The sequence below is a fragment of the Actinomycetospora rhizophila genome (genome assembly GCF_042657905.1).
Lineage (GTDB): Bacteria > Actinomycetota > Actinomycetes > Mycobacteriales > Pseudonocardiaceae > Actinomycetospora > Actinomycetospora rhizophila.
Map to the genome: position 1 here is coordinate 1 of NZ_JBHSKG010000018.1, position 22372 is coordinate 22372.

Sequence of the window (22372 nt, forward strand, 5' to 3'; positions counted from 1 at the left end):
CCGACGGGGGGCGGGGCCCGGCGAGGCGGCCGGGCGTGCCGCGCGGCGGGGCGCCGGCGGGCGCCGGAGGGGGCGGCGGCACGGCGGGCGGGACGCCGAGCGCGGCAGGGGCGCCGTTCGGGGCCTTCGGAGGGGCCGGCGGCGTGGCGGGCCGACCCGCGGGGGCCGCCGGACCAGCGGCGGGACCAGCAGTCGGCGCCGCCGGGCGGCCGGCGCCCTCGGGCTTCATGTCCGGGCGGTCGTTGCGGCGGGTCGCCGGTGGCGTGGCGGTGGCCGTGCCCGCGGCGGACTGCGCGGCGCGACCGGCGGCGGAGCCCGTCGAGCCACCGGCGCCCGTGCTCGTCGCGGAGCGGAAGGACCCGGTGGAGAACGCGGACGGGAAGCCGACCGGCGGCGAGGCGGGCGCGGGCGTCGAGCGGATGCGCGCGCCGACGTCGCCGTAGTCGCTGTCGAGGTGCCGCCGGTCGGACCCGTCGCGGTCCCCGCCGGCGTGGGCGCCCCGGGCGTCGTCGGCGGGGTCGACGTCGACCGCGCGACGCCGTCCCGACGAGCGAGCATGCGTGCCCGCCACCGAGCAACCACCTCCCGATGTCGCTCGCAGTCACCTGTGGTCACGACCGCGCCGGGGTGTCGACGGCGATCGTCGAGCCCGACGGAGGACCTTCGGACCCGCACGAAGGCAACGCGCCGGTGACGCCCAGGTCGCGGTCCGCAGGGGGGACCGTCCATGACCGGACCGTCCGATGCGGTGAGTGGTGGTCCGGTGTCACTCCGTCGTGACGGGGCTCCCACTGATCCCGGGCCGGTGCGCTCAGTGGCGACCGCCGTCACCCAGCGCTAACGAGCCGGCGTCCTCGACCGATGACCGGGGCGACGATGCCCCGGCGAGAGGACACACGAGGCATGGACGCCCCCCAGGACCCGTGGGTCCCCGCGCCGCGTGACGGCGGCCGGGCGGACATCCGAGCCGGCGGGGCGGGTGGGGACCCGTGGAGCCCGACGGTCCCGTTCCCGCGCGTCGCGCCCGCCGCCGAGCGCCTGCCCGAGCGGGTCGCGCCGGCGCCCGTCCCCGCGCCCCGACGCTCTGCCGCCCCGGCCGTGTGCGACACGGGCACGCCCGGCCTCTGGCGGACGTGTGCCCGCGCCGTCGCGCGCCTCGTGCACGTCACCGTCGACGGTGTCCGCTCGCTGGTCGCCCTGCTCGCGGCGGCCCCGGCGTCCCGCTAGAGCTGCACCCCGCGCGTCAGCGCCCCGTCGACGACCAGGTTCGTGCCGGTGATGAACGTCGCCGCCGGGCTGGCCAGGAACACCACGGCGCGGGCGATCTCCTCCGGCCGGGCCATGCGTCCGGTGGGGTTGAGGCCGAGCGCCTGCGAGAACAGGTCGGGGTCGTTCTCCTCGATCGACTCCCACACCCCGCCCGAGAAGTAGACGTTGCCCGGCGAGACGGTGTTGGCGCGCACGCGGCCGGCGAGCTGGTGGGCCAGGCCCTGCGTGTAGTGGACGATCGCGCCCTTGAAGGTCCCGTAGGGGCCCGCCGCGAAGTCGATCTCCCGGCCGGACACGCTGGAGATCGTGACGATCGCCCCGGCGTCGCTCGCCTCGAGCGCGGGCAGCGCCGCCTCGACCAGGCGCACGGTGCCGAGCATGTCGGTGGTGAAGCTCGCCGCCCAGTTCTCCTCGGACGACGGGATCGCGAGCGCCGAGACGTTGGCGACCACCGCGTCGATGCCGCCGTGCTCCGTCGCGCTCGCCCGCACCCAGGTCGCGAGGGCGTCACCGTCGGCGACGTCCACCGCCGTGCCGTGCACGTCCCACCCGGCGCCGCGCATCTCCTCCTCGGCCTTCCGGACACCGTCGGCGTCGCGGGCGCAGAAGGCGACCGTGGCGCCCTCGGCGGCCAGCCCCTCGACGATCGCGCGCCCGATGCCGCGGCTGCCGCCGGTGACGAGGGCGGTGCGCCCCGCGAGCTGGAGGTCCATGGCGAGCTCCCTCAGGTCAGGGACCGTGCGCGCTCGCGCAGGTCCGCGTGCAGCCCGTCGAGCGGCCGCAGTCCGGGCACCAGCGCCTTGGACACCTTCGTCACCGCGCTGTAGTTCGTGTCGACGACGTTGGCCAGCGGGGCCAGCGACACCTGCGTGAGCAGCTGGTAGGCGTCGAGGCGGTCGAGCCCGAGCAGCCCGCCCAGCCAGGTGATCATCTCGACCTGGCTGATCCGCCAGGCGTCCTCGAGGGGCCGCGACGAGCCGACCACCACGATCTCGTCGTCGTTCTCGAGCCGCGGCCACAGCGGCGCCGCCGCCTGCGAGGCCTTGACGAGGTCGACGATCAGCGTGACGTCCATGGCGCCCTCGACGGCGGTGCCGCACGACTCGCCCTCGCCCTGCCGGTAGTGCCCGTCGCCGACCGAGAAGATCGCCCCGGGCGCGTTGACCGGCAGGTAGCAGGTGGCGCCGGCGCGCATCTCCGGGGTGTCCATGTTGCCGCCGAAGGCGTCCGGGGTGAGCGACGAGCGCACCTCGCCCAGCGCGGGCGCGACGCCGACCGTGCCGAGCATCGGCGCGAGCGGCAGGTCGATCGACAGGTCGCCGCGGCTCGCGGTGAACGTGACCGTCGAGCGGGCGCGGTCGAGCTCGTAGATCCAGGTGCGCTCCTCGAGCGGATCCTGGAGCAGCGCCGTGCGGTCGGTGCCGGTGAGCCCGCCGAAGAACGGCACGAGCGTCGAGGCGCCCCAGTCGCGGGCCGGGGTGAGGTCGACGAGGTGCAGCACGAGCGTGTCGCCCGGCTCGGCGCCCCGGACCGCGAACGGGCCGGTCTGCGGGTTGAGGAAGCCCATCCGCAGGTTGGCGCTCGCGAGGTCGGACGTCGACCGGATGGTGCCGCCGAACGCGTCGTCGCACCACAGGCGCAGCACGCTGCCGGGCTCGACCTCGCGGATCGGGGCGACCCCACCGAAGGTGTAGGCGTACTGCGACGGCTCGGGGCGGAACTCGACGACGTCCACGCCTGCGAGCCTAGTAGCGGTCGGTGCCCGTGAGGGCGTGCTCGAGCTGGTCGGCGATGCGCGTGACCAGCCGGAACGGGCCGTCGAACTCGGCGAACGAGAGGTCCTCGAGCGGCGTGGCGTGGCGGAACACCGCGACCCCGCCCACGGCCGCCGCGCCGCCGACCACCGCGTCCTCGGCGAGCTCGAGCAGCCGGCGCGTGTCGATGTCGTCGAGACGGCCGATCGGCGACTCGATCTGCAGCCAGTCGTGCCCGTCGACGACGCCCTTGTGGTGCACGTAGACCAGCTGCGTGCGGTCCTCCGAGGTGGGGAGCCGGAACGTCAGGCTGTGCTGGTCCTGCGCCATCACCTCGTAGCGCACCCGCACCCACAGCACGAGGTCGTCCCACGACGCCACCGACCAGTCACCGTCCTCACGAGGGCTCGACGTCCCGTTGCCGGGTCGGCCCGGACGGCTCGCCGGGCGGAGCGATCGCACCGTAGCAGCGCGCCTGTGGCGCGCCGGTTCGCCGCGCTCGGTCATCGGACGCCCCCGCCGACCAGCCGGTCCCACCCGGTGGCGCCGGCGACGGCGGTGGCGCCGCTGCGGTCGAGCAGGCGCAGGAGGGCGGCGCCGTCGCGCGGGCGGTCGCCGACCTCCTGGGCCGTCGCGCGGCGCAGCACCGGCACGAGGCGGGGCGAGAGCCGGTGCACGGCGGCGAAGGCCTCGGGGCCGGGACCGTCGAGGATCCGGCGGGCGATGTCCAGGATGTTGTCCCCGTCGAAGAGATGGTCGCCGCGGGCCGCGAAGACGACGCAGCAGGCCCAGGCCCAGACGTCGGTGGCGGGGCCCGCGCCGTTGCCGGTGACCTGCTCGGGCGCCATGTAGCCGGGCGTGCCGACCATGTTCCCGGCCGGCGTGTGGTGGGTCTGCCCGACGACGCGGGCGATGCCGAAGTCGACGACCTTGGGCCCGGCCGAGGTCAGCAGCACGTTGCCCGGCTTGAGGTCGCGGTGGGTGATGCCGTCGGCGTGCAGGGCCGCCAGGGCCCGGGCCAGCGCGATCGCCGTGCGCGTCAGCATCTCCCCGTCGGTGACCGCGCCGGAGGCGGCGACGAAGGCGTGCAGCGACGGGCCGTCGAGGCGCTCCATGACGATGTAGGGCATGGAGCCGTCGAAGCCGACGCTGTAGACCCGCGCGGTGTAGTCGCCGGTGACCTTCTGCAGCGTCTGGCCCTCGCGCAGGAAGCGGGTGCGGGCGTCGACGTCGTCGAGCAGGTGCGGCGCGAGCACCTTGATGGCGACGACGCCGTGGGTGCCGGCCCGGTGCCCCAGGTAGACCGTGCCCATGCCGCCGGAGCCGAGGCGGCCGGTGAGCGTGTAGTCGCCGACCGAGCGCGGGTCGTGCGGGGTCAGCGGCTGCTCGGGGGCGGCCATGTCGACCAGGCGGGTCGACGGGCCCACCGCCGGCGGGGGCGGCGGCGCCGGCCGCGAGGGCACCGAGCGCCCGAGGCGGGGCGCCGGCGCGGCGGGGACCGGGGCGGGGGCCGACGGGGGCGACGCCGGGAGCTCGGGCTGCTCCTTGGCGCGGCGGGCGCGCAGCAGGCGGCGCTCCTTGACCGCGGGCAGGCGCGCGGCCCGCAGCGCCTCGGGCACCACCGGGGCCTCGCGGCAGGCGCGCGGGCGCGCGACGCGGGTGACGATGCCGTGCGCGAGCAGGAAGAGCGCCGCGCCCAGCCCCACGCCCGGGACCGCGAGCGAGCCGCCCGCGAGGACGAGCGCGAGCCCCAGCAGCACGCCGAGCGCCAGGACCGCCTTGCCGCGGCTCGTCGGCCAGGGGCGCGTCACGGGCATCGCGCGGCGCCGCTCGACGTCCAGGCCGCCGACCCAGAGCCCGGCGACCGCGAGGCACAGCGCCGCGACCAGCACGAGGCCGGCGACGGTGATCGTGGGACCGGACGCGGTCGGGGACGGCAGGCCGAGGTCGTCCAGGCTCGCGATCAGTCCGCGGATCGCGAGGCGACGGTCCTGGCCGAGCTCGTCGGCGACCAGCGAGACGGTGAGCGCGGCGACCCCGCCGGTCACGGCGGCGGTGAGCAGCGTCAGTCCCAGCGCGCGGGGCACCGGGAGGTCGGCGGCGCGGTGGAGGTGCCGGCGTGCACGACGCCGCTCGGCGCCGGTCAGGCGGGCGACGCGGTCGGTGACGACGCGGTCGACGAGCATCGCCGTCCGGCGCTGGCGGGCCGCACGACGGTGCAGCGGGCCCATCACGAGGGCCGTCAGGACGCCCGCGACGAGCACCACGAGGACGGGCATGCCCGGGCCCAGCTCCGCCAGCCCCACCAGTCCGCCTCCTCCCGCCGGGTGTTCCACGCCTGCCGTGACCGTACCGGGGTCCTCGATCAGTCCCCGTTGCCTCGACCCGGCGCGCCGTCACCCTCACGCGTCACGGTGGTTTTCCTGCGTCCCGGGCGCCACCGCGGTCGACGGGGGTGACGCAGCACGACGTCACCGAGGCTGTGCCGGCCGCGCACCACGAGGTGCGGGACGCCGCGCTCGCGCCGGTGGTGGATGTCGTCGCGGACCTTGCCCGCCGCGATCCGCAGGTCGTCGACGTCGGCGGTGGCGTGCTCGGGCAGCACGAGCACCGGCGAGCACATCCCGGTGGCGAGCTCCACCGCGACCACGGGCGTCGTGAACTCCGCGCCGCTGAAGTCGAGGGTCACCCCGCCGACCCAGCTGCGGACGCGCACGAGCGGCGGCACGCGCCAGTAGCCGCGCCGACTGATCGCCCCGCCCACGCCGGCCTGGAGGTCGAGGACGTCGACCGAGCGGGACACGTGCAGGTCCGCCCCGGGCAGGTCGTCGAGCAGGCCCTCGAGGTCGCGCCGGAACCGGGCGGCGAGCGCCGCGGCCGACCGTTCGCTGTACTCCCCGGCGGTGATCTGCCCGGCCACCATCGCCCGCGCGAGGAACTGCTGCACCTGCTCGCGCTCCACGTCCGAGACGCGCAGGGCCGCGGGATCACCGGGCTCCGGGCTCACCGACGTCACACGGTAAGGATAGGGCGCCGCCGGGGACGGGACGGACGGAAGCTGGAGGTGACCGGTGCCGCGAGGCCTGCTCGTGCTCCTCGCCGCCGCGCTCCTGGCCGCGGGGTGCGCCGGGGCGGGCACCCGGGTCTCGCCGCTGACCGGCACGCCCGCGCACACCGACGCCCCGGTGCTGGCGGTCAAGGTCGACAACTCGCCCGCGGGCCGGCCGTGGACCGGCGTCGAGGACGCGGACGTCGTCTACGTCGAACCCGTGGAGGGCGGCACCACGAGGCTGCTCGCCGTCTTCTCCTCGCGCCTGCCGGCGTCGGTCGGCCCGGTGCGCAGCGCCCGCGAGTCCGACGTGACGGTGCTGGGCGCCTACGGGCGGCCGGGGCTCGCGTTCTCCGGCGCGGCACCGGAGCTCGCGGGCACGCTGGCCGGCGCCTCGCTCGTGCCGCTGACCCCGCAGTCGGCCGGCGACGCGTTCCGCCGCGACGGCGCCCGGCGCGCGCCGGTCAACCTGTACGCCGACCCCGCCGCCCTGCTGGCCGCCGCCGGCGACGCCTCGCCGCCCCGCGACGTCGGCTTCCGGTTCGGCGCGACCCCGGCGGGGGGCGAGGTCGTGCGCCACCGCGACGTCTCCTTCGGGTCCGCGGAGCTGGGGCTGACGTGGAACGCGGTGCGCGGACGCTGGCTCGTCGAGCCCGGCGGCGGCGACCCGGCCGTGCCCGCGACCGGCGGCGAGCCGATCGGCGCGGCGACCGTGCTGATCCAGCGCGTGACCACCCGCCCGTCGGCGATCCGCGACGCCGCCGGCGCCGTGTCGCCCTACGCGGTCACCGTCGGCGGGGGCGAGGCCGAGGTCCTGCGCGACGGCCGCGCCTACCCCGCCCGGTGGTCGCGCCCGACGCCGACCGACCCGACCGCCGTCCTCGGACCCGACCGCCGGCCGGTCGCCTTCGCCCCCGGGCCGGTGTGGGTGCTGCTCGTCCCGGCGGAGGGTTGACGCTCCGGTCCGATCGGGTAGCCGGGCGATATGGCTGCCGATGACAAGATCGACAACAAGACGGACAAGGTCAAGGGCAAGGTCAAGGAGACGGCCGGCACGCTCAACGGCGACGAGGAGCTGCGCCACGAGGGCAAGGCCGACCAGACCAAGGGCGACATCAAGCAGGCCGGCGAGAAGATCAAGGACGCCTTCAAGTCGAACTGACGTCTCCCGCACTGAAGCGACCCCGGGGACCACGCTGTCCTCGGGGTCGCTGTGTCTCCGGGGTCGCCGGTACGCGCGTGACTCAGTACCCGCGCGACTCGCGGCGGCCGGTGAACGCGTAGACCGGGGTGCCGTCGGTGTCGCGCCGAGCGAGGCGGTGGACCGCGAAGACGTTGATGCCGGGGATGGTGCCGCCGAAGATCTCGTTGACCTTCTGTCGCGGGCCGGACTCGACGAGCACCAGGTACTCCTCGGGCAGGCTGGCGCCGTCGGCGATGCGCAGGTCGTGGTCCCCCCGACAGGGGCCGTCGGCGAGTCGGATCCGCATCGGGCCCTCCCCTCGTCTCGTCCGCCGTCCGGGGTCATGGTGGCACGCCGCCCTCGGACGAGCGGATCGTCCGGGCCCGCTCTTTGCAGCTGTACTTGCACATGCAAGGATGATCGCCGCCGGTCATGCCCCCCGTGATCGGCACCGGACCCGGTCGGTGTCCCCCCGCCGGCCGGGTCCTCCCCACTCCCTCGACGGACAGCCCCGTCGGGGATTGGGGCCGCGTCCCAGCGGACACTCTCATCAGAGTTTCCGAGCGACGGTGAAGGCGGACGTGCACAAGGACGAGGCGGCGGCGAGGCTCGCGCGGCAGGCGTCGGATGCGCTGGCCGAGCTGCTGGAGCACAGCCGTGCCCACCCCACGGGTCCCGACCGCTTCGACTGGTCCAGTGACGCCCTCGACGAGCTGGCCCGCGCGGTGCTCACCATCGGCGAGGTCGTCGAACGCTGCACCGCCCGCTCGGTCGAGGAGGACGATCCCGCGGAGATCGTCGAGGCCACCCGCGAGCTCGCGACGGCGATCGTCCGGCGCCGCAACTCCCTGCTCGCCGAGAACGCCGCCGCGCGCCTGCGCCGCTCCCAGCTCGTCCTGGTCCGCCGCGCGGGCTGAGCGCCGCCGGAGGCTTCCTGCGCCGGGGATCCGCTGTCAGGATCACCGGCGATGTCACCGACACCTGATGCCGAGCAGCTCCGGCCGCTCCTCCACGCGCTGTCCTCCGACGACCGCGACGATCGCCGCCCCTGGGCCGACACGGTCGGCGCCTGGTGGCGCGAGGGCACCCTCGACCCGGAGACGGCGAGCACCGTCGGCACCGTCGTGACCTGGTGCGCGATGGTCGACGACGACGCCGGCGGCTCCCGCGCCGGTGTCCTCGCCTCGCTCGCCGCGCTCGCCGAGAGCGGGCGTCTGCAGGAGGACGACCTCGACCGGCTGCTGCGGGGGATCGACGCGCAGTGGGTCCCCGACAGCGAGAAGGACGCCACCAAGACCCTGCGCGCTGCCCTCGGCCGGGCTCCGGGCGGCCGCAAGGACGGCAAGGGCTACCTCTGGACGCTGGTCGACCACGTCCACGCGCTCACGTCCCCCGACGCGGACCGGCGCCGGGCCGCCGTCGACCCGGCCGCCGCCGAGCCCGGTATCCGTCCCGCGGACCGCGCGGCGCTCACCGCCGTGGCCGGGTGGGCGACCGCGTGAGGACCTGACCGGCGGGCGGGCCGCCCGCAGCTGCTCCGGGCACGCCGGCGTCGGGGACGACCTGCCGGCCGAGGGTCGACCGCGGCCTTCTCCGGCGTCAGGGCCCTCGCCATCCCCGGCGGGCGGTCATGCCGTCCTCGAGAGCGTCGTCGCGCAGGCGGCTGCGCGCTCGTGTCAGTGCCAGCACAGTCAGCCCGTACACACCCCCGAGGACCAGCAGAACGATCCCGGTCCTGGTGACGATCAGTTGGATGCCGTCGAGGCCTCTCGGATTCGTCGTCGACACCAGGCACAGCGAGCCCAGGGCGATCAGGTGGAACAGCGTGACGAGTAGGTGGTTCAACGACGTCGCCACCGTCCGGTCGTCGTAGACCTCGATCAGGAAGTCGTATCCGACCCGCCGCAGCAGCTGGCCCACCACCAGGGTGACCACCACCCCGACGACGACCGTCGTCACGTAGCTCGCTGTCGAGACCTGCACGATCACCCCCCGGCGAGGGAATGGAGCGCGACGGGTCCAAGCATGCCCGGGCGGCGCCATCTCAGGACACCCTCGCGGCGGCTCGGGCGTGGGACCGGACCTTCGTGGGGCGCTAACCGGGCCGCACGAACCCGGCGAGCATCGTGCCGATCAGCAGGTGCGCGGTGCCGGTGGTGACCACCGGATCGGCGGCGGCGAACGCTCGCAGCTCCGCCTCGTCGGCTGCTTCGATCACGCCGAGCCCGAAGGAACCGGTCTCGTCGAGCACGGGCCCGAACACCACCATCCGGCCGGAGTCGATGTAGGGCTGCCAGTGGGCCGCGTGGCGACCCATGATCTCACGTTCCTCGTCGCTCATGTCGAGCGCGAAGTTCGGACGAGGAGCCTGGAGCCTGAGCACGAACGTCGTCATGTCGTGCGCCCTCGATCCAGGGTCGGCTCGACTGTCACCACGGTCATGGCGCCGATCGTGGCAGACCCCGGGGGCTGTCCCGGCGTCATCTCCGGACTCCGATCCGCTGATCGGGATACCGCACGAGCTCGTGGCCGGCCAGGAGCTTCACTCCCACCACCACGGGGCCGATCACGAGGTTGACCAGCCCCGAGAGCGATTCAGCCAGCAGGCCCGCGCCCATCCGACGCCCGAGACCGAATCCCCAGAGGAACATCAGCGCGAGGTCGACGCTCGCCGCGAGGTAGAGGGCGGTCACCAGCGGCAGCACCTCCGGGGCCGCCGGCCCGATCATCAGCAGCGGCCCGATGGCGGCCGTGAGCAAGGGACTCGTCCGGAACAGCAGAGTCTCCGGATCGTGGCCGCGGGCGACCCGCCCGTGCACCGCGATGTGTGCTTGTTGGTCGGTCGCGATCGTGGCCGACCACGTTCCGGTCGGCATCGTCGGACGGGTGCGGATCGCAGATCCGGGAGCGGGCACTCGTCAAGCTGGTGAGGGCGCTGCCATCCTTCGGGCGTGGCGCGGGTCGACGTTTCGAGCACCATCACGATCCAGCGGCCGCGGGCAGAGGTAGCGGCGTTCGCGAGCGATCCCGACAACGCCACCCGGTGGTACAAGAACATCACGTCCGTCGAGTGGGAGACGACCGGGCCGGTCCGTCCCGGCTCACGGGTCGCCTTCGTCGCCCACTTCCTCGGTCGGCGACTCGCCTACACCTACGAGGTCCGCGAGCTGGAGCCGTCGCGGCGGTTCGTCATGAGTACTGCCCAGGGACCGTTTCCCATGGAGACGACCTACTCCTGGGAGGACACCGCCGACGGCGGGACACGCATGACCTTGCGCAACCGTGGGGAGCCTTCGGGCTTCTCCGGCCTCGGCGCTCCCGTCATGTCGGCGGCCGTGCGACGGGCCAACCACAAAGATCTTCTCGCTCTCAAGGACCTCCTCGAGGCGGAGGGGGCGCGACACGGGCAGTAGATCGTCGTTCGTCGCCACCGCCGGTCTACCCCGGACCCGTCGCGGTGGTGGCGCCGGTCGTCGTGGTGGCGCCCGTCGCGGGCGTGGATCCCGTCGCGGTGGTGGCGCCCGTCGTCGTCGTGGCGCCCGTCGTCGTCGTGGCGCCCGTCGTCGTCGTGGCGTCCGTCGTCGTCGTGGTGAAGCCTGTCGTGCTGGTGACGGTCGGAGCAGTGGTCGTGGGCGCGGTGTCACTGCTCGTGGTCCCCGAGCCCCGCACCGGACGCGGCGGGGGTCCATATCGCCACGGTGGGGTGCTGATGACGTAGGTGTCGTTGGTGACCACGTCGACGACGGTGAGGGTGTCGACGACCACGGGCGCAGGTCGGACGACCACGATGCCGAGCTGCACGAAGGCCGGCCACCCCGTGCCCCTGAAGCGCATCGGGAGGTCGTGTGGGGGCTCGGTGAGCGGGTTGCCGCAGTAGCACTTGACCCGCGGCGTGCCGTACCCGTCGACCAGGACCGCGGTGCCGCTCTGGAGGATCGCGGGTCGACTGGTGAGGTGCCCGTCGGCGTACCCGTGATTGGTCACCGCGGTGTCCGCGCGGAGGACCACGGGAGTCAGATGTGCCAGGAAGTCGCCGATCTGGCTCGGGTCGATGCCCTCGGCCTGCGCCCAGGCCGCGCCCAGGTCGGGGTTGTCGGCGAGGAAGCTCGCCATCTCGTCACGTCGGCAGACGTTGCTCCCGCTGCCGCCGAACAGGCCCGGAGTGCCGCCCCCCACCGAGCCGGACGCGCGGTCGGGCGCGGCCACGCCGGGCTGGTCGGAACCGCCGGGCTGCGGCAGGAACGGGTTGGCCTGGGGTGTGTTCACCGACTCGAGGGTCGTCTCACTCGCTGCCGCCGACGGCCCCGTCACCAGCACGACGATCGCGACTCCGGTCATGACGAGCACGAGCACCACCGCGACCGACCCGGCGATCAACCAGCGTCGTGAGAGCGTGACCGTGCGCCGACGGCTCCGGGAGTCCGCCTCGGGGGCCTCCCTCGAGTCCGACCCGCGCAGGGCCGAGGCGGGGACTCTCGCGGCCGGGGCACCCGAGACGTCGACCGCGGGGGGCCGGCCCGACGTACCCGCCCCGGCCGGCCACGTCGGCGGCGCCGTCGGGCGGGCGGCAGCGGTTCGACCGATCGGGATGGGACCCGTCGGTGGGCCTGTCCCGCCGCGCAGCCCGGCAGGGGTGCCGTCGGTGCTCGGTCCGGTCGGGCCCGCGCCGGTGCGGGGGCCGCCGAGGGTCGTCACCGCTGTCACCGGATCAGCGCCGCTGAACCGGCCTCGGTCGTCGGGGTGGCCGCGACCGGACATCGCCGCCGCACCGAGCGCGATCGCGTGCTTCGGGTGGGCGTCGACGGCGGTCGAGCGACCCAGCTCGGCCGAGACCATCCGCGAGACCAGTGGGATCCGTGACGATCCGCCCACCAGCAGTACGGAGGACAGGCGGTCGGCCACCACCCCGGCGGAGAGCAACGCGCGGAGCAGTGCCTCGATGGTGGCGTCGATCGACGGACGGATCATGTCCTCGAACTCGCTGCGCGTCAGACGCACCTCGGTGTGCAGCTTCGGCAGGATCACCGGCACGGTGGCCTCGGTGTCGACCGAGAGAGCCTCTTTCGCCCGCACGCAGTCCTGCCGGAGCCGGACGGCGGCGGTGGTGTCGTGCGGGTCCGACGGGTCGAGACCGGACAGCGGGCCGCCGAGGCTGCGGTCGACGTGCCGGAACACGGCCTCGTCGAAGTCGATGCCGCCGAGACCCTCGAGCCCTTCCGGTGTCCCGAGGATGTCGAAGCCTCGACCGGCCTTGCGCAGGACAGTCGCGTCGAATGTCCCGCCGCCGAGGTCGTAGACCGCGACGAGCGCACCCGCCTCCAGACGCTCGTTCGACGCGTAGTGCGCGGCCGCCGCCTCCGGCTCCGTGATCATCCGGACGGACCGCAGCCCCGCCATACGTGGCACCTGGCCGAACAGTTCCTTCTTGTACGGGCCCCAGTTGGCTGGGTGCGTGAGCGTCACTGCGTCGGGCATGCCGCCCTCGCGCTCACTGACCGACCTCACCACGTCGCGCAGCTGCAGGCCCATGAGCTCGGCGGCCGAATGCGGCGAGCCGCCGAGCACCAACGGGATCGGGTCGCCGAGGCGCCGCTTCACCTCGCGCGCTGCCCGATCCGGTTCGATCGCGGCCCGGCGGTCCGCGGCGTCTCCCGTCAGGACCTCACCGTCGGCGCGGACGAGGACCACCGACGGCACCGCCGCCGATCGGTCCCCGAGCGTCACCATCTCCACGTGCCCGTGGCGCTCGACAGCGGCGGCGGTGAACGTGGTGCCCAGGTCGACACCGAGCCCGTATCCCACTGGTTTCCCTCGCTCGTCGGTCTCGCGGCGGGTCAGGGGAGGGCACCGCGAGGTCGACACCGTGCGAGCAAAATTGTGACGGTTGTCACCAAAACGGCGCAAGCAGCTCGGCGGCTCACCACCGCCGCTGAGCCGCGCGGTCGCCCAGGCGTGATCGACCCGCAAGGGGCCGGCGTCTGAGCCGGTCTCGGATCGGCGTCGGCGTGCATTCATGTGCGCCTCCACCGTGCCGAAGCAACGTCCGAAAGCGGTGGTCCAGGCAGCCTTGCCCTTTTTCTCGTGGGTTCTCGCCACGATCCGGCGACTCTGTGCCCCCGATCCGTCGCTCTACGCGCAAGGAGGTCCCTCGCCCCTGGAGCAGTTCGTTGCGCCCCTCCTTTCGATGCATCTCGTCGCCCGACGATCGGCGAACGCGGGCCTTGACATGATGAGGGGTGCGCAGGACAGTCGATTCCCCTTCGGTCATGGGGAAACGGGGGCGCGATCATGTCGTGGAACCTGAGGGGCCGCTACGTGGAGACCTGCTCCTGCGAGTTGATGTGTCCGTGCAACCTCTCGATGGACCACGGCGCTACCTACGATTTCTGCCGTGCCAGTCTGGCGTTCGACATCCGAGAAGGTTCGATCGACGGCACCGACGTGTCGGACCGCAAGATTGTCATGATCATCGATACTCCCAAGGTCATGACCGAGGGCAACTGGCGCGTCGGCGTGTTCGTCGACGACCAGGCGAGCGATTCCCAGTTCGATCAGCTGGCCCAGGTGTTCAGCGGTCAGCTCGGGGGTCCGATGGCGGCGCTCGGGCCGCTCGTCGGGGAGGCCATGGGCCCGGAGCGGGCCACGATCGAGATCGATCACGACGGCCTGCGGCACTCGGTGCGCGTCTCGGGCGGGATCGACTTCGAGATCCAGGACATCGTGCCGTTCGGCAAGGAGCCCGCCGAACCGGTGAAGTTCGCGGGGATGTTCCACCCGGTGGCCTCCGACCTCACGATGGCCGAGGCCACGCGCTCACACATCGACGCCTTCGGCATCCGCTATGAGGGCAGGACGGGGGTCTCGCACGCGGACTTCTCCTGGGCAGCCTGACGACATGACCCTGGACGATCGGGGCGGTCGCACCGTCGACGAGGGTCCCCGTCCGGCACTCGTGGCCGCCAGGTCGCGGCTCGGTCTCCTCGTCGCACTCCTGCTCATCGCCGCGGTCGCCTGGTGGTGGTCCGCGGAGCAGATGCGGGGAATGGACGCCGGCCCGTGGACCGCACTCGGCGGTCTCGGATGGTTCCTCCTGCTCTGGGTCGTGATGATGGCGGCGATGATGTTCCCGTCGGTCGCGCCGACCGTCGCGTTGTACGCGCGCATGACGAAGGCGCGGACGCCGCTCGCACCCTCCGCCTTCACGGCGGGATACCTCCTGACGTGGACCGGTGCGGGTGCCGTCGCGTGGGGCGTCGGCGCGGCCCTCAGCCACCTCGCTTCCGACGCTCTGGCGTGGGACGGCGGCGGTCGAGCTCTTGCGGGTACCGCGCTCGTCGTCGCCGGTCTGTACGAGCTCACCCCGTTGAAGAACGCATGCTTGACCAGATGCCGGAGCCCGTTGGGCTTCCTGCTCGGCTCGTGGCGCGAGGGCTCGATCGGCGGGCTCCGGATGGGTGTAGGTCTCGGCGCCTGGTGCCTCGGATGCTGCTGGGCTCTCATGCTCGCGCTGTTCGCACTCGGCGTCATGAGCATCGTGTGGATGGCATTCGTCGCCGTCATCATCGCCGTCGAGAAGATCGCGACGTTGCGGCGTTCCCTGATCACTTACGGAACGGCGGCACTCCTCGTCGCCCTCGGCATCGTCGTGCTCATCGACCCCGGCGCAGTTCCCGGTCTGACGATCCCCGGCATGCACGACATGATGATGATGTGATGTGCTCGGCACGGCGAAACAATGTGGAGCCGCTTCACATGCTCCGATCCCGGAACGGCGCAGCTAGACGGTACCGCGTGCTCCGCTGAGCCTTCCGAAACGTGACCTCCGGCCGTGGAATGCCACCGCACTCATGACGTGATCGAGGCGGATGTGGCGGCTGGAGCGGTCGAGGAGATGCGGCCACGGCTGGCGCTGTCACGCCTCGGTGGGTGCGAGCGTTCAGCACGGTCGTCCGGCGCTTCCCGGTCGATGCCCGCGGAGACCCGCACGTGCCATCGGTCACGGAGGGCGCCTGACGCTCCCCCGCTGACGCGATCCCGGCGGAGCCTCGGTCGTGGCGGCAACGCTCGTGGACCAGACCGTGGACCCGCGATCATGAACAGAGGGGCCGCAGCAGTGCTGCGACCCCTCTGAGCTGCCTCGACCGGCGCGCGCCCGAAGGGATTCGAACCCCTAACCTTCTGATCCGTAGTCAGATGCTCTATCCGTTGAGCTACGGGCGCAGTATCTCGTTGTCAGCCTCGATCCAGTCCGGACCACGGCCGCGGAGGCTCCGGGATTTGAACCCGGGAGGGAGCCGAACTCCCAACCGCATTAGCAGTGCGGCGCCATAGACCAGACTAGGCGAAGCCTCCCGAGGTCCCCCTGGGGCCTCCGGAGGGAAACAGTACACACCGCCGTCGACCCGGTTCGTCGCCACCCCCCGGCGCGACGTGACGTGTGCACGCTCCCGCATGCGCCCCCCGAGGCCGGGTAGCCCACCGGACCCGCCACAAGGAGGACACCCGCCGTGAAGGCGACCCTGATCTACGGAGCCGGCGACATCCGTGTCGAGGACGTGCCGGACCCGACCCTGCAGAACGCCACCGACGCGATCGTGCGCATCACGCACTCGTGCATCTGCGGCAGCGACCTCTGGCCCTACAAGAGCCGCGAGCAGACCGAGCAGGGCGACCGCATCGGCCACGAGTTCATCGGCGTGGTCGAGGAGACCGGCTCCGACGTGAGCCGCATCCAGAAGGGCGACCTGGTCGTCGCGCCGTTCTACTACGCCGACGGCACCTGCGAGTACTGCCGGGCCGGCCTCACCAGCGCCTGCCCGAACGGCAGCGCCTGGGGCGCCGAGACCGACGGCGGGCAGGGCGAGGCCGCCCGCGTGCCGTTCGCCGACGCCTCGCTGATGAAGCTGACGGTGCCGCACGACTCGGCGCTCATGCCCAGCCTGCTGACCCTGTCCGACGTCTTCGGCACCGGCCACCACGCCGCGGTGTCGGCGAGGGTCGAGCCCGGCAAGGACGTCGTGGTGATCGGCGACGGCGCCGTCGGGCTGCTCGCCGTGCTGGCCGCGAAGCGCCTCGGCGCCGAGCGGATCGTCCTCATGGGCCGGCACAAGGACCGCACCGACCTCGGCCGCGAGTTCGGCGCCACCGACGTCGTGTCCGAGCGCGGCGAGGAGGGCGAGCAACGAGTCCGCGACCTGCTCGGCACCGACGGCGTGCACTCGGCGATCGAGGCCGTGGGCTACGAGCAGTCGCTGACCTCGGCGATCAACCTGACCAAGCCCGGCGGCCACGTCGGCATCGTCGGGGTGCCGCAGAGCGGTGAGCTGCCGAACCTGGCGCAGAAGTTCATGAAGAACGTGACCGTCGCCGGCGGCATCGCCCCGACCCAGGCGAACATGTACGAGCTCCTGCCCGACGTGCTCGACGGGAAGATCGAGCCGGGCAAGGTGTTCGACCGCGAGATCCCGCTGGCCGAGACCCCGAGCGGCTACCGGGCGATGAACGACCGCGAGGCGCTCAAGGTGCTCGTGCGGCCCTGATCGCCGGGTGCGAGGGACGCCCCGACTGCTTCCGAGGCAGCCAGGGCGTCCCTCGCACCAGCCCGCGGGCACCGGCTCACGCCACCCGTACGCGAGGTCTAGGTCCGCCGCAGGAAGCGCAGCAGCGCCGGCGGCCGCCCGCCGTACCCCTCGGCCTCGAAGGCGGCGACCGCGATGCGCGGCAGGTCGCGCACGGCGTCGAACACCAGGAAGCGCGGCACCCAGACCGGGCCGAAACGGGCGTTGAACCGGTAGAGCGTCTCGATCTGCCACCACCGCGACGCCGTGCGCAGCAGGCGCGCCCACAGCCGCGCGACGGGCCCCGCGCCGATCTTCTCGCCGCGCTCCAGCGCCGAGCGGAACACCGCGAAGTTCAGCGACACCCGGTCGACGCCCAGCCCCCGGCAGGCGCCGAGGAGATCGGCGATGAGCAGCTCGTTGAGCCCGTTGTCGGGCACCGCGGGGTCGCGGATCATGAGGTCGAGCGAGAGCCCGTCGGCACCCCACGGCACGAACTGCAGCAGCCCCCGCACCGCGTCCTCGGCGGTCGCGACGACGAGCACCGCCTCGGGGTCGGACGCCCCGTCGGCGACCCGGGACAGCGCCATCGAGAACCCGCGCTCGGCCGGCCCGCCCCGCCAGCGGGACACCAGCTCGCGGAGCTGCGCGAGCTCCTCGTCGGGGATGTCGCGCACGCGACGCACGGTGGTCCCGTAGCCCGCGCGCTGGATCCGCGAGACCGCCTGGCGCACGGTGCGCATCGAGCGGCCCTGCAGCGAGAAGGTGGCGACGTCGACGACCGCCTCGTCGCCGAGCTCGAGGGCGTCCAGCCCGCCCTCGCGCAGCCACACGCGCGCCCCCGCCTCGGAGCAGCCGAGCACCGCGGGCACCCAGCCGTAGCGGCGGCAGACGCCGAGGAACTCGGTGATCGCGCCGGGCCAGGCCTCGAGGTCACCGAGCGGGTCGCCCGACGCCAGCGCCACCCCGGCCACGACGCGGTAGGCCACGGCCGCCTTGCCCGACGGCGAGAACACCACCGACTTGTCGCGGCGCAGCGCGAAGTAGCCCAGGGAGTCGGCGCGGCCGTGGCGGCCGAGCAGCTCGCGGATCCGGGCGCCCTCGTCCTCGGTCAGCATCGGACGGGGCTCCGAGGAGCGCAGCAGGAAGTAGCCGCCGAGCACGAGCGCGGCGACGCCGAACGAGAGGCCGAGGACGGCGGTGAGGTCGTCGAACCAGCCGGCCCGGAACGCCACGGGCCCGCTGACGCCGACGAGCGAGAGGCCGGCCTGCGCGAGCTTGTCCTCGATGCTCGGCCCGCCCGCCAGCAGCGACGGGCGCACGAGCAGCAGCAGGAAGACGGTGACGAAGCCGCCGAGCAGCATCTGGACCACGACCCGCACCGCGGCGAGGCGCCCGACGGGGTCGGGCAGGGCCGTGAACTCGCGGCGGGTCAGCAGCAGGCCGGCGAGCAGGACGGCGACGACGATCGTCGGCACCAGGGCGTGGCGCCCCACGATGTGCGACACGATCAGCAGCACGCAGGCCACGACGGCGAGCTGCCAGGCCCGCCGTTTGCGCCGCCGCAGGCCCGTCGCCAGCATCATCAGCCCGACGCCGAGGGTCGCGACGACGACCGCGCCGACCAGCGTGGCCTCGGGCGGCAGGCCGAACCAGGTCGCCGGCTGCAGGCGCCGGCGCAGCAGGGGGGTGAGCAGCGAGAGGACGGTCAGCAGGCCGGCGACCCGCGCCGCCCACGTCAGGACCCGGGCGACACGACGGCCCCGGAACCGGGCGAACCGACCCTCGACGGCGGCCGTCGTGGGGCGATCCGCCCGCACCCCCGACGTCATGTGTCCTCCGGCAGCGTCCGCGCGTCAGCGCAGATGGGTATCCAACCAGTTGAGCACCCTGCTGCGCGCCTCCATCTTGGTCGCTTCCTCGGAGTTCCCCTCGTCCAGGGGATCCGGCTGCTCGGCCGCGCGCTCGTCGGCGTCGAACCGGTGCTCGCGGGAGGGGTAGACGACCACGTCGACCACCCGGCCCGAGGCGTGCGCGGCCTCGCGCAGGCGGTCGACGTCGGCGGGGTCGACCGGGTCGCCGCGCTCGCCGTAGAGCCCGAGCCACGGGCAGGTGAGCTCGCCGACGACGTCGACCAGCGCCGGCAGCCCCGTCGACAGCGACGTGGAGACGCCCGCCGCGGACACCGTCACCACCGCGCCGAGCGACCGCTGCGCGGCGACGACGAGCGCGGCGGTGGCGCCGAGGTCGAAGCCGACGACGCCCATGCGGTCGGACCCGATGCCGCGCTCGGCGAGGATCCCGAACGCGGCGTCGGAGTCGGCGAGCACCGACTCGCCCGAGATCTTCGCGACGGCGCGGTCGACGGCCTCCTCGTCGCCGGTCTGCTCGTCGATGCCGGGGTCGTCGCGGTGGTAGAGGTGGGGCGCGACCGCGAGCCACCCCTCGCCCGCGAGGGCCGCGACGATGGCCTGGGTGCGGGACGTGATCCCCCGCGACTCGTGCAGGACGACCACACCACCGCGCACCGCCCCGTCCGGCTCGGCGATCGTCACCCGCAGCTGGGTCTCGTCGACCAGAGGGATGGTCTCGGTGTGGGTCCCCGTCATGCGTTCAGCCTTCCACGTCAGCGGGGGCAGGTGCCGCCCGGCCGGTGGATCACGGCCGTCGGGCGGGGACCCGCCGCCGGGCGTTTACCGTGGTGACCGTGCCCGTGCGCCTGCGTGACGACCTCGCCGCCCTCCCCGCCTACGTCGCCGGCCGCACCGTGCCCGGGGCCGTGAAGCTCGCGAGCAACGAGATGCCGCTGCCGCCCCTGCCCGCGGTGCTCTCCGCGATCCACCGTGCCGTCGAGGCCGGCAACCGCTATCCCGACATCGCCGTGACGACGCTGACGGCCCGCCTCGCCGAGCACCACGGCGTCGACCCGGCGCGGATCGCCGTCGGCACCGGCTCGGTGGCGCTGTGCGGCCAGCTCGTGCAGTCGGTCTGCGCGCCCGGCGACGAGGTCGTCTTCGCCTGGCGCTCGTTCGAGGCCTACCCGATCGTCGCGCTCGCGGGCCACGCGCAGGCCGTGCGGGTCCCGCTCACCGCGGGCCACGTCCACGACCTCGACGCGATGGCCGACGCGATCACCCCGCGCACGCGGCTCGTGTTCGTCTGCAACCCGAACAACCCGACGGGCACGGCGGTCGACGAGACCGCGCTGCGCGCCTTCCTCGACCGCGTCCCCGGCGACGTCCTCGTGGTGCTCGACGAGGCCTACCGCGAGTTCGTCTCGGACCCGGCCGTGCCCGACGGGCTCGCGCTCGCCCAGGAGTACGACAACATCTGCGTGCTGCGGACCTTCTCCAAGGCCCACCGGCTCGCCGGCCTGCGCGTGGGCTACGCGATCGGGCCGGCCGAGCTCGCGGCCGCGCTGCGCGGGGTCGCGGTGCCGTTCGGGGTCTCGTCGGCGGCGCAGGCGGGGGCGCTCGCCGCGCTCGACCACCTCGACGAGCTGCACGCCGACTGCGCGGGCGCGGTCGCCGAGGTCGGGCGGATGGCCTCCGAGCTGCGGTCGATGGGGTACGAGGTGCCGCCGTCGCAGACCAACTTCGTCTGGCTGCCGCTGGGCGAGCGGGCCGTGGAGTTCTCCGAGCACGCGCTCGAGAACAAGGTCGTCGTGCGCGCGTTCGCGGGCGACGGCGTGCGGGTCAGCGCCGGCACGCCCGAGGAGGTCGACCTCTTCCTCGCGGCGGCGGGCTCGTTCAGCCTCTGATTCCGGGACGGACGCCGCACCAGCCAGCGGTGCGCGGGCCGCTCGACCAGCACGGTCAGCAGCCACCCGAGCAGCACCGCCACGGCGACGACGGCCACGAGGCGCGGCCACCCGTCGATCCCGAAGCGGTCGCGCAGGCCCCAGGCGACGAAGTAGCCGATCTGCTGGTTCATCAGGTAGATGCCGTAGGAGATGCCGGCGAGCCAGGTGATCACCCGCGGCAGCCGGCCCACCCGCAGCACGCTCCAGTCACGCCCGGCGCCGGCGGCCGCGATCCCCAGCACCGCGAGCGCCAGGACGAGCACCGAGGGCAGGTCGGGGGTGTGCAGGTTCTCGGCGACCAGCGCCGCGGCGACCAGCGCGCCGAGGTGCGCGACGTGGATGCGCCCGCGGGACCACAGCCAGACGGCCAGCCCGATGCCGAACATCTGCCAGCGGAACATCACGAGGCCGTGGAAGACGTTGCTCAGCACCCCGTCGGCCGCGCCGACCTCCAGCATCAGGGCGGGGACGACGATGATCCCCCACGCCAGCGCCTGGAGCGTCCAGCTCCGCCGCCAGAACCCGCGGCCGAGGTAGGCGGCGGCCGCGGCGGCGAGGGTGAACATCGCGAGCTGGGCGGGCAGCGTCCAGTACGAGTGGTCGATGTAGGTGACGCGCGAGTCCCAGCCCTGCACCAGCAGGAGGTTGCCGATGAGGTCGACGCCGCTGGGCCGCCAGTAGCCGAACTGCGCGGCGTAGAGCGTCAGCAGGTAGGTCACGAGCACCGCGACGACGTAGGCGGGCAGCAGCCGGGCCAGCCGGTCGACCCACCAGCGGCCCGGCGGGCGGGTCGCCAGCGTCCGGCACACGAAGAACGCCGAGATCACCATCAGCGTGTTCGCGCCCGCCTGGATCGGCCACACGAACGGCAGCCGGGGCATCCACGGCATGACGCCGATGACCGAGTACGTGGCGTGCTGCAGCACCACGCTCGCGACCGCGACGACGCGGACGACGTCCCAGCTCAGCTGCCGTGTTCGATCCACAACGTCCGGACGCTAGGAACGGTTCCTGAGAGGACGCTGTGGTCAGCCCACGGCGGACCTGAACTCAGCGTCCGTCCAGCTCACGCACCGGTACCCGACGGGTGATCTCCCGCACGTGGCCCTCCCGACGGCCCTCGACGAGCTCGACGGCGCCGAGGCAGAACTGCACCCACAGGCTCGCCTGGACCTCGCGCCCGACGCCGAGGCGCCCGTAGAGGACCTCGGCGGCGCGGTCGCCCGCCCGGGACCAGACCTCGATCGTGAAGTCGACGATCCCCGCCCCGGCGTCGGTGGCCCGGAACTCGATCTCGCCGGCCTCGAGGTGGCCGTCGAGCGTGCCGAAGCGGAACGACTGCTCGGTGCGCGCGAGCACGCGGACGGGCCCGTCCCACGGCGCCGGCATGTAGACGCGGTACTCGTCGCCGACGAGCATGCGGCCGGGCTCCCCGCGCTCGCGGGCGAACGTCACGACGTGGGGCGGGGCGCCGCGGTCGAGGTCGCGGGACAGGACCTCGATGAGGTCGGTGGCGCCGTGCCGGGCGTCGACGGCCCGCACGGTGAACGTGCGATGGAACAGCGGCCCGTACCCCCGCTCGATGGTCTTGGTGCGCTCGTCGACGAGGGCGAGGGGCCAGGGGGCGGGGAGGTCGGTGCCGTCACCGTCCTCGTGCCGGCGATCGAGGACCGGCAGGCTCCGCAGGTGCCGCCCCGTCATGATCAGGGCGCCCCAGCCGCGCCGGAGGCGTCCGAGCGGGGGGCGACGGGACAACAG

Annotated in this window: 23 protein-coding genes, 2 tRNA genes and 2 pseudogenes; 10 read left to right on the forward strand and 17 right to left on the reverse strand. The window is 73.7% G+C overall.

The annotated features are described in order from the left end of the window. Positions 1 to 571, reverse strand: a pseudogene (locus tag ACFPK1_RS26025) (hypothetical protein); the annotation flags it as partial. Positions 572 to 903: 332 nt separating this feature from the next. Between ACFPK1_RS26025 and ACFPK1_RS26030 the strand changes: the two are divergent. Then, positions 904 to 1227, forward strand: coding sequence for a hypothetical protein (locus tag ACFPK1_RS26030; RefSeq protein ID WP_378023863.1), 324 nt, complete (start codon positions 904 to 906; stop codon positions 1225 to 1227). Here the strand turns inward: ACFPK1_RS26030 and ACFPK1_RS26035 are convergent. The 5 genes from ACFPK1_RS26035 to ACFPK1_RS26055 all read right to left on the reverse strand — a co-directional run bounded on the left by ACFPK1_RS26035 (position 1224) and on the right by ACFPK1_RS26055 (position 6039). Continuing rightward, complete coding sequence (locus tag ACFPK1_RS26035) at positions 1224 to 1982, reverse strand: SDR family NAD(P)-dependent oxidoreductase (RefSeq protein ID WP_378023864.1); 759 nt, start codon at positions 1980 to 1982, stop codon at positions 1224 to 1226. The genes ACFPK1_RS26030 and ACFPK1_RS26035 overlap by 4 nt on opposite strands. An 11-nt stretch (positions 1983 to 1993) precedes the next feature. After that, positions 1994 to 3004 carry an acetamidase/formamidase family protein gene (locus ACFPK1_RS26040; RefSeq protein ID WP_378023865.1) on the reverse strand — a complete coding sequence of 337 codons (1011 nt, stop codon included), beginning with the start codon at positions 3002 to 3004 and terminating at the stop codon, positions 1994 to 1996. Between the two features lie 10 nt (positions 3005 to 3014). After that, a complete protein-coding gene (locus ACFPK1_RS26045) occupies positions 3015 to 3404 on the reverse strand; it encodes a hypothetical protein (protein WP_378023866.1) in 390 nt (129 codons plus the stop codon). A 122-nt stretch (positions 3405 to 3526) separates the two neighbouring features. Then, positions 3527 to 5329 carry a serine/threonine-protein kinase gene (locus ACFPK1_RS26050; protein ID WP_378023867.1) on the reverse strand — a complete coding sequence of 601 codons (1803 nt, stop codon included), beginning with the start codon at positions 5327 to 5329 and terminating at the stop codon, positions 3527 to 3529. A gap of 59 nt (positions 5330 to 5388) precedes the next feature. Next, a complete protein-coding gene (locus ACFPK1_RS26055) occupies positions 5389 to 6039 on the reverse strand; it encodes a DUF1707 SHOCT-like domain-containing protein (protein ID WP_378023868.1) in 651 nt (216 codons plus the stop codon). Positions 6040 to 6094: 55 nt separating this feature from the next. On the opposite strand from ACFPK1_RS26055, the gene ACFPK1_RS26060 reads away from it, so the two are divergent. Then, complete coding sequence (locus ACFPK1_RS26060; RefSeq protein WP_378023869.1) at positions 6095 to 7027, forward strand: DUF3048 domain-containing protein; 933 nt, start codon at positions 6095 to 6097, stop codon at positions 7025 to 7027. Between the two features lie 30 nt (positions 7028 to 7057). Continuing rightward, positions 7058 to 7234 (forward strand): CsbD family protein, encoded by a 177-nt coding sequence (locus tag ACFPK1_RS26065; protein ID WP_378023870.1) that lies wholly within the window; start codon positions 7058 to 7060, stop codon positions 7232 to 7234. An 82-nt stretch (positions 7235 to 7316) separates the two neighbouring features. Here the strand turns inward: ACFPK1_RS26065 and ACFPK1_RS26070 are convergent, their stop codons facing one another. Continuing rightward, positions 7317 to 7562 (reverse strand): hypothetical protein, encoded by a 246-nt coding sequence (locus tag ACFPK1_RS26070; protein WP_378023871.1) that lies wholly within the window; start codon positions 7560 to 7562, stop codon positions 7317 to 7319. Positions 7563 to 7824: 262 nt separating this feature from the next. Here ACFPK1_RS26070 and ACFPK1_RS26075 point away from each other — a divergent pair, with 262 nt between their 5' ends. Together ACFPK1_RS26075 and ACFPK1_RS26080 are read left to right on the forward strand one after the other, a co-directional pair. Beyond that, positions 7825 to 8172, forward strand: a complete 348-nt coding sequence (locus tag ACFPK1_RS26075) for a hypothetical protein (protein ID WP_378023872.1) — start codon at positions 7825 to 7827, stop codon at positions 8170 to 8172. Positions 8173 to 8223: 51 nt separating this feature from the next. After that, entirely contained in the window at positions 8224 to 8757 is a 534-nt protein-coding gene (locus tag ACFPK1_RS26080) for a hypothetical protein (protein WP_378023873.1), read from the forward strand. A 97-nt stretch (positions 8758 to 8854) separates the two neighbouring features. Here the strand turns inward: ACFPK1_RS26080 and ACFPK1_RS26085 are convergent, their stop codons facing one another. From ACFPK1_RS26085 to ACFPK1_RS26095, 3 genes are all read right to left on the reverse strand, one after another. Beyond that, on the reverse strand, positions 8855 to 9244 hold the full coding sequence (locus ACFPK1_RS26085) for a hypothetical protein (RefSeq protein ID WP_378023874.1): 390 nt from the start codon (positions 9242 to 9244) through the stop codon (positions 8855 to 8857). Between the two features lie 106 nt (positions 9245 to 9350). After that, positions 9351 to 9650, reverse strand: coding sequence for a YciI family protein (locus ACFPK1_RS26090; protein WP_378023875.1), 300 nt, complete (start codon positions 9648 to 9650; stop codon positions 9351 to 9353). An 85-nt stretch (positions 9651 to 9735) separates the two neighbouring features. After that, the gene (locus tag ACFPK1_RS26095) at positions 9736 to 10074 is read right to left on the reverse strand and encodes a hypothetical protein (protein WP_378023876.1); all 339 of its coding nucleotides are present in this window, start codon (positions 10072 to 10074) and stop codon (positions 9736 to 9738) included. 132 nt (positions 10075 to 10206) lie between these two features. On the opposite strand from ACFPK1_RS26095, the gene ACFPK1_RS26100 reads away from it, so the two are divergent. Continuing rightward, positions 10207 to 10668 (forward strand): SRPBCC family protein, encoded by a 462-nt coding sequence (locus ACFPK1_RS26100; protein ID WP_378023877.1) that lies wholly within the window; start codon positions 10207 to 10209, stop codon positions 10666 to 10668. A 25-nt stretch (positions 10669 to 10693) separates the two neighbouring features. Here the strand turns inward: ACFPK1_RS26100 and ACFPK1_RS26105 are convergent, their stop codons facing one another. Further along, complete coding sequence (locus ACFPK1_RS26105; protein ID WP_378023878.1) at positions 10694 to 13057, reverse strand: Hsp70 family protein; 2364 nt, start codon at positions 13055 to 13057, stop codon at positions 10694 to 10696. A gap of 486 nt (positions 13058 to 13543) precedes the next feature. Here ACFPK1_RS26105 and ACFPK1_RS26110 point away from each other — a divergent pair, with 486 nt between their 5' ends. Together ACFPK1_RS26110 and ACFPK1_RS26115 are read left to right on the forward strand one after the other, a co-directional pair. After that, complete coding sequence (locus tag ACFPK1_RS26110; protein ID WP_378023879.1) at positions 13544 to 14146, forward strand: DUF1326 domain-containing protein; 603 nt, start codon at positions 13544 to 13546, stop codon at positions 14144 to 14146. 151 nt (positions 14147 to 14297) lie between these two features. Continuing rightward, positions 14298 to 14969: a DUF2182 domain-containing protein gene (locus ACFPK1_RS26115; RefSeq protein WP_378023880.1), complete on the forward strand. Its 672-nt coding sequence runs from the start codon at positions 14298 to 14300 to the stop codon at positions 14967 to 14969. A 433-nt stretch (positions 14970 to 15402) separates the two neighbouring features. On the opposite strand, the gene ACFPK1_RS26120 is transcribed toward ACFPK1_RS26115, so the two are convergent. Both ACFPK1_RS26120 and ACFPK1_RS26125 read right to left on the reverse strand, forming a co-directional pair. Next, positions 15403 to 15475 (reverse strand) — tRNA-Arg (locus ACFPK1_RS26120). Between the two features lie 42 nt (positions 15476 to 15517). Then, a tRNA-Ser gene (locus ACFPK1_RS26125) sits at positions 15518 to 15607 on the reverse strand. A 155-nt stretch (positions 15608 to 15762) separates the two neighbouring features. Here ACFPK1_RS26125 and ACFPK1_RS26130 point away from each other — a divergent pair. Further along, positions 15763 to 16794 (forward strand): zinc-dependent alcohol dehydrogenase family protein, encoded by a 1032-nt coding sequence (locus tag ACFPK1_RS26130; protein ID WP_378023881.1) that lies wholly within the window; start codon positions 15763 to 15765, stop codon positions 16792 to 16794. Positions 16795 to 16892: 98 nt separating this feature from the next. On the opposite strand, the gene ACFPK1_RS26135 is transcribed toward ACFPK1_RS26130, so the two are convergent. Continuing rightward, positions 16893 to 18644: a phosphatidylglycerol lysyltransferase domain-containing protein gene (locus ACFPK1_RS26135; RefSeq protein WP_378023882.1), complete on the reverse strand. Its 1752-nt coding sequence runs from the start codon at positions 18642 to 18644 to the stop codon at positions 16893 to 16895. Positions 18645 to 18668: 24 nt separating this feature from the next. Further along, positions 18669 to 19421 carry a dienelactone hydrolase family protein gene (locus tag ACFPK1_RS26140; protein ID WP_378023883.1) on the reverse strand — a complete coding sequence of 251 codons (753 nt, stop codon included), beginning with the start codon at positions 19419 to 19421 and terminating at the stop codon, positions 18669 to 18671. A gap of 98 nt (positions 19422 to 19519) precedes the next feature. On the opposite strand from ACFPK1_RS26140, the gene hisC reads away from it, so the two are divergent. Beyond that, the gene (hisC, locus tag ACFPK1_RS26145; protein WP_378023884.1) at positions 19520 to 20572 is read left to right on the forward strand and encodes a histidinol-phosphate transaminase; all 1053 of its coding nucleotides are present in this window, start codon (positions 19520 to 19522) and stop codon (positions 20570 to 20572) included. A 65-nt stretch (positions 20573 to 20637) separates the two neighbouring features. On the opposite strand, the pseudogene ACFPK1_RS26150 reads toward hisC, so the two are convergent. After that, positions 20638 to 21600: pseudogene (locus ACFPK1_RS26150) on the reverse strand (acyltransferase family protein); the annotation flags it as partial. Positions 21601 to 21664: 64 nt separating this feature from the next. Then, positions 21665 to 22315, reverse strand: coding sequence for a DUF1990 family protein (locus ACFPK1_RS26155; protein WP_378023885.1), 651 nt, complete (start codon positions 22313 to 22315; stop codon positions 21665 to 21667). Positions 22316 to 22372 lie beyond the last annotated feature (57 nt).